Source organism: Mesorhizobium sp. M2A.F.Ca.ET.039.01.1.1 (assembly GCF_003998035.1).
Taxonomy (GTDB): Bacteria; Pseudomonadota; Alphaproteobacteria; order Rhizobiales; family Rhizobiaceae; genus Mesorhizobium.
Window position 1 is genome coordinate 1 of sequence record NZ_RZRY01000434.1, and the last position, 5,484, is coordinate 5,484.

Below are 5,484 nucleotides of genomic sequence, written 5' to 3' on the forward strand. Positions count from 1 at the left end.
CCATAGACCAGACCGGATCCGACATGGACGAGCCAGCAGTCCGGAGCCGTGTTGAGGATGGCATTGGCCACGTTGAGCGCGCCGTCCACGTGGATGCGCCACGTGTTTCGTGGATTCGCCTGGGCGGCATCGGGGGCCGCGACCGCCGCCAGGTGGATGACATGCGTTGGCCGATGACGGGCCATGGCCTCATGGACGGCGGCCGTATCCGTCACGTCCAGCTCTTCGACCTGGCCGAAAGCGGGGTGCGGGCCCCCATCCTTGGAGGTCGCGGCAATGACGACCTCAGGGCCGCAGATCTTGCGCAATGCCTCGCCGACATAGGGGCCGACGAAACCGTTGGCGCCGGTCATCAAAACGCGCATGCCGGCCTCACGAACCATGAAGCGTTGTCCGGATGCGGATGCGTGGCGGAACGCGGCGTCACAACGGCTTCCCTTTCAACGCCTGGCGGCTGCGTGGCGCGCGAGATCGGCGTCCACCATCTCGCGGATCATCTCTTCCAGGGAGATCGTCGCTTCCCATCCGAGCTTCGCCTTAGCCTTGGCCGGATTGCCGAGCAGGATCTCGACTTCCGCCGGCCTGAACAGGTCTGGATCGATGACAAGATGGTCGTTCATCTTCAACCCGACATGCTCGAAGGCGATCCTGCACATGTCGCGCACCGTCGTCGTCCTGCCGGTGGCGACCACATAGTCGTCGGGCTTTCCCTGCTGCAGCATCAGCCACATGGCGCGGACATAATCCCTGGAGTGGCCCCAGTCGCGCCTGGCGTCGACGTTGCCCAGGCGCAGCTCCCTCGCCAGCCCCATCTTGATGCGCGCGACGGAGTCCGTGACTTTGCGTGTCACGAATTCGATGCCGCGAAGCGGCGATTCGTGATTGAACAGGATGCCGCTCGAGGCATGCAGGCCGAAGCTCTCGCGATAATTGACGGTGATCCAATGGCCATAGGCCTTGGCCACCGCATAGGGCGAGCGGGGATGGAAAGGCGTGGTCTCCGACTGCATCGGCTCCTGGATAAGGCCGTACATCTCCGACGACGAAGCCTGATAGAAACGCGCCCCGGGCACTTCAAGACGCAGCGCCTCCAGCACATTGGTGACGCCGATGCCGGTGACATTGCTCGTCAGGATAGGCTGCTGCCAGGACGATTTGACGAAAGACTGCGCGGCAAGGTTGTAGACCTCGTCAGGCCTTACGTCGCGCATGGTTCGGGTCAGGCCCGACAAGTCCGTGATGTCGCCATCCACGATCCGCACGTCGTCCTCGATGCCCAGCCATTTCAGCCGCATCGTATTGACGTCGGCCGTGCTCGACCGTCGCGCCAACCCGTGGACTTCATAGCCCTTCGAAAGCAGGAGCTGCGCCAGATAGGCGCCGTCCTGCCCGGTAATGCCGGTTATCAATGCTGCTTTTGTCATCAATGGTCCGGTGATCGGGCGAGATGCAGGGCGCAAATCCCCATCGTTGCTGAATTGGCCGCTCTACGCCTGCGGCAACCGCCGGCACCGCTGTCATTATACAGCCCCGGCCTGATCCGCCAGTGCGGTATCCTGGGCCCGTTCCAGCGCCATTTCCACGATTTCGCTTGCCCTTTCATGGCTGGCGGCCTCGGCATAGCAGCGAAATTCGGGAGCGTTGCCGGAAGGCCGCAGATGGATGATCTCGCCGCTGGTCATTCGCGCTCTCAGACCGTCGGTCTCGTCTACATCCGCCACCGTGCCGAAGGGCGCCAGGAACCGCTGCAACGCGTCGCGGTCGGCGAGCTTGCGCATCAAGCTGCGCGATGTCTCGACCGGGAAGTTCTCGAGCCGCTCGCTGGCGCAGACCGGAAGATTCCAGGTTTCACGCAGGTTGGAGAGCGTTTTGCCGGCCGATGCCACCGTGCCCAGCACCGCCAGGATGGGCAGGAACGAATCCCGCGTCGGCAGCGCCGACAATATTTTGCCATTCACCAGGCCGTCGGATCCCAGCAGAACCCCGCCATTGGCTTCGAAGCCGACGACGATGCCGCCCGCCGCCTGCCGCGCGGCGTCCATTCCCTCGATGACGAAAGGCGATCCGACCTTCGTTCTCTTGACGCTGAACCCGAACGCTTCGGCTATGCCCGAGTTGGAGGTGACCGGCGTCACCACGACATCGGCCTTGAGGAAGAGCGCCGTGGCCAGCCCGATCAGGTCGCCGCGGAACAATTCGCCATTTTCGTCGATGACAAGAGGGCGATCGGCATCGGCATCGGCCGAGACCACCGCGTCGAGTTTGAACTCGCGCACCCAGTCCCGCACCATCGCCAGCGTTTCCTGGCTGACGGCCTCGGTATCGACAGGCACGAAAGTATCTGTTTTGCCGACGACGATCACATCGGCGCCGAAGGATCGCAGGACCTCGACCAGCAGCTCCGCCGCAACGGTGCTGTGCTGGTAGACGCCGAGCCTCATTCCGGAAAGGGCGCCAGGGGGCAGAATTGCCTCCACACGGTCTCGAAAGGCCGCGAGCGCCTGTTCATGGCCGGCTTGCCTGTCCGCATAGGTCGGCGGCCAGGGATATTGATCGGACAGCTCCGCGACAGAAAGGGTGATCGCGGCCTCGTCCGCCTTGTCGATCTCGCCCTTCGGTCCATAGAACTTGATGCCGTTGCGGTCGGCGGGGATATGCGAGCCGGTCACCATCAGCGCCGCGGCGTTGTGCCGGCGGGCATAAAAGGCAAGCGCCGGTGTGGGGATCGGACCGCAATCGACCGGCTGGAAGCCGGATGCGGCCAGCGCCGCCATGCAGTCCTGTGCGATCGCCGGGCTGCTGTCGCGCAAGTCCCGGCCCACGAAGACCTTGCCTTGCTGATATCCAATCGCCCGCAAGCGCCGGGCGAAGCCCTCAGTGTAAAGTCCGCTTGGCCTTCCGGCCAAATCGGAAGCCAAACCCCGGACACCGCTTGACCCGAATTTCATCAGCCTGCTTTTGCTGTTAGAAGGTTGCCGCTGCTCATTTGAATGAGCCCCGCGGCCCACTGCCTGTCAACAGCAAAAAACCTCGAAACCCGCGTCCTTTCTAATGTCCCCACACCGCCAGTTCGTTGCCGGCCGGATCGGTGAAGTGGAACCGTCTGCCGCCGGGGAAGGAAAAGATCGGCTTGACGATGGTGCCCCCGGCGCTCTCGACCGCGTCCAGCGTCTCCTCGAGGTTTTCGGAGTAGAGCACGGGCAGCGGTTTGGCCGGCGCTTCCCCGGCATCGGCCTGGAAACCGCCATCGAGCCCTTCGGCGAAAGCGGAATAGGTCGGGCCGTAGTCGGTGAACGACCATGAAAAGGCGGCGCTGTAGAAGGATTTGACGCTGTCCAGCGTGCCACCTGTCGCCGGCAGTTCCAGATAGTCGAGTTTCCCGTTGAGTTTCATCACGCTACTCCACTATGTTCTCTTTATGTTCTATATCGCACCATGCCTCTCCGGCAAGTCTTTTTGACGCAGCTTTGCTTAATCGATTGTAGTGGCGGCGAGCGCTGCCGGTACCTTGCCTTTCGCACTGCAGCATCCTATCGCTCGGACCGGGGAAGCGGGGAACCGGGCCATGGTCCGGCTGTTTCTATCTTCCACGAACTGGAGGGCAAGCATGACCAAGTGGGTTTACACCTTCGGCGACGGCGCCGCCGAAGGCCGTGCCGGCGACCGCAATCTTCTCGGTGGCAAGGGTGCCAATCTGGCCGAGATGTGCAGTCTCGGCCTGCCCGTGCCGCCCGGTTTCACCATCACCACTGAAGTCTGCAACGCCTATTACGCCAACGGCCGGGCCTATCCCGATGGGCTCGAGGCGGATGTCGTCGCCGCTCTCGACCATATCGGCCGCATCACCGGCCGCCGCTTCGGCGATCCGTCGAAGCTGCTTCTGGTCTCCGTCCGCTCCGGCGCCCGGGCGTCAATGCCCGGCATGATGGACACCGTGCTCAATCTCGGCCTCAACGACGAGACGGTCGAGGCTTTGGCCGCCGATTCCGGCGATGCGCGCTTCGCCTATGACAGCTACCGCCGCTTCATCCAGATGTATTCCGACGTCGTCATGGGCCTCGATCACGAAGTGTTCGAGGAAATCCTCGAGGACCAGAAGGCCAGCCTCGGCCACGAGCTCGACACCGAGCTGACGGCCGCGGAATGGCAGGGCGTCATTTCGCTCTACAAGGCCAAGGTCGAGGAAGAGCTTGGCAAGCCGTTCCCGCAGGACCCGCACGAGCAGCTCTGGGGCGCGATCGGCGCCGTGTTCTCGAGCTGGATGAACAGCCGCGCCATCACCTATCGCCGCCTGCACGACATCCCGGAAAGCTGGGGCACGGCGGTCAACGTCCAGGCCATGGTGTTCGGCAATATGGGCGACACCTCCGCGACCGGCGTCGCCTTCACCCGCAATCCCTCGACCGGCGACAGGCAGCTCTATGGCGAGTTCCTGGTCAACGCCCAGGGCGAGGACGTGGTGGCCGGCATCCGCACGCCGCAGAACATCACCGAGGCGGCGCGTATTGCCGCCGGCTCCGACAAGCCGTCGCTTCAGAAGCTGATGCCCGACGCCTTCCAGGCCTTCGTCGACATCTCCGACCGACTGGAAAAGCATTACCGCGACATGCAGGACCTCGAATTCACCATCGAGCGCGGCAAGTTGTGGATGCTGCAGACCCGCTCCGGCAAGCGCACCGCCAAGGCGGCGCTGAAGATCGCCGTCGAGATGGCGAGGGACGGCCTGATCACCAAGGAGGAGGCGGTCGCCCGCATCGATCCGGCATCGCTCGACCAGCTCCTGCACCCGACCATCGATCCGAAGGCGGCGCGTGATGTCATCGGCATGGGCCTGCCGGCCTCGCCCGGCGCCGCCACGGGCGAAATCGTCTTCTCGTCCGCAGACGCCGAGGACGCCAGGGCTCAGGGACGCAAGGCGATCCTGGTGCGCATCGAGACCAGCCCGGAGGACATTCACGGCATGCATGCCGCCGAAGGCATCCTCACCACGCGTGGCGGCATGACCAGCCACGCCGCGGTGGTGGCGCGCGGCATGGGCAAGCCCTGCGTGTCGGGCGCCGGCTCGCTGCGCGTCGACTACAAGGCCGGCACGCTGGTCTCGATGGGCCAGACCTTCCGCAAGGGCGACGTCATCACCATCGATGGCGGCAACGGACAGGTACTGAAGGGCGCGGTCGCCATGCTGCAGCCGGAGCTTTCCGGCGATTTCGCCGCCATCATGGAATGGGCTGACGCCGCGCGCCGCATGAAGGTGCGCACCAATGCCGAAACGCCGCTCGACGCGCGCATGGCGCGCTCCTTCGGCGCCGAGGGCATCGGGCTTTGCCGCACCGAGCACATGTTCTTCGACGGCGACCGCATCGTCGCCATGCGCGAGATGATCCTGGCCGATACCGAAAAGGACAGGCGCTCAGCGCTCGATAAGCTGCTGCCGATGCAGCGCTCGGACTTCCTCGAGCTGTTCGAGATCATGGCCGGCCTGCC

At 64.2% G+C, this 5,484-nt stretch carries 5 protein-coding genes; 1 reads left to right on the plus strand and 4 read right to left on the minus strand.

Going from position 1 to position 5,484, the window contains the following annotated elements; all coding sequences use genetic code 11:
* The 4 genes from EOA24_RS26005 to EOA24_RS26020 all read right to left on the minus strand — a co-directional run.
* Positions 1-383 (minus strand): NAD-dependent epimerase/dehydratase family protein (locus tag EOA24_RS26005; protein ID WP_127410210.1); only part of this gene is annotated, 383 nt, incomplete at its 3' end.
* A 57-nt stretch (positions 384-440) separates the two neighbouring features.
* The gene (gmd, locus tag EOA24_RS26010; protein ID WP_126078456.1) at positions 441-1,424 is read right to left on the minus strand and encodes a GDP-mannose 4,6-dehydratase; all 984 of its coding nucleotides are present in this window, start codon (positions 1,422-1,424) and stop codon (positions 441-443) included.
* Between the two features lie 96 nt (positions 1,425-1,520).
* The gene (locus tag EOA24_RS26015; RefSeq protein ID WP_127410211.1) at positions 1,521-2,948 is read right to left on the minus strand and encodes a phosphomannomutase; all 1,428 of its coding nucleotides are present in this window, start codon (positions 2,946-2,948) and stop codon (positions 1,521-1,523) included.
* Positions 2,949-3,048: 100 nt separating this feature from the next.
* Positions 3,049-3,393, minus strand: a complete 345-nt coding sequence (locus tag EOA24_RS26020; RefSeq protein ID WP_042641814.1) for a VOC family protein — start codon at positions 3,391-3,393, stop codon at positions 3,049-3,051.
* 214 nt (positions 3,394-3,607) lie between these two features.
* Between EOA24_RS26020 and ppdK the strand changes: the two genes are divergently transcribed.
* Positions 3,608-5,484: pyruvate, phosphate dikinase (ppdK, locus tag EOA24_RS26025; protein ID WP_127410212.1), on the plus strand; the 1,877-nt coding region annotated here is incomplete at its 3' end.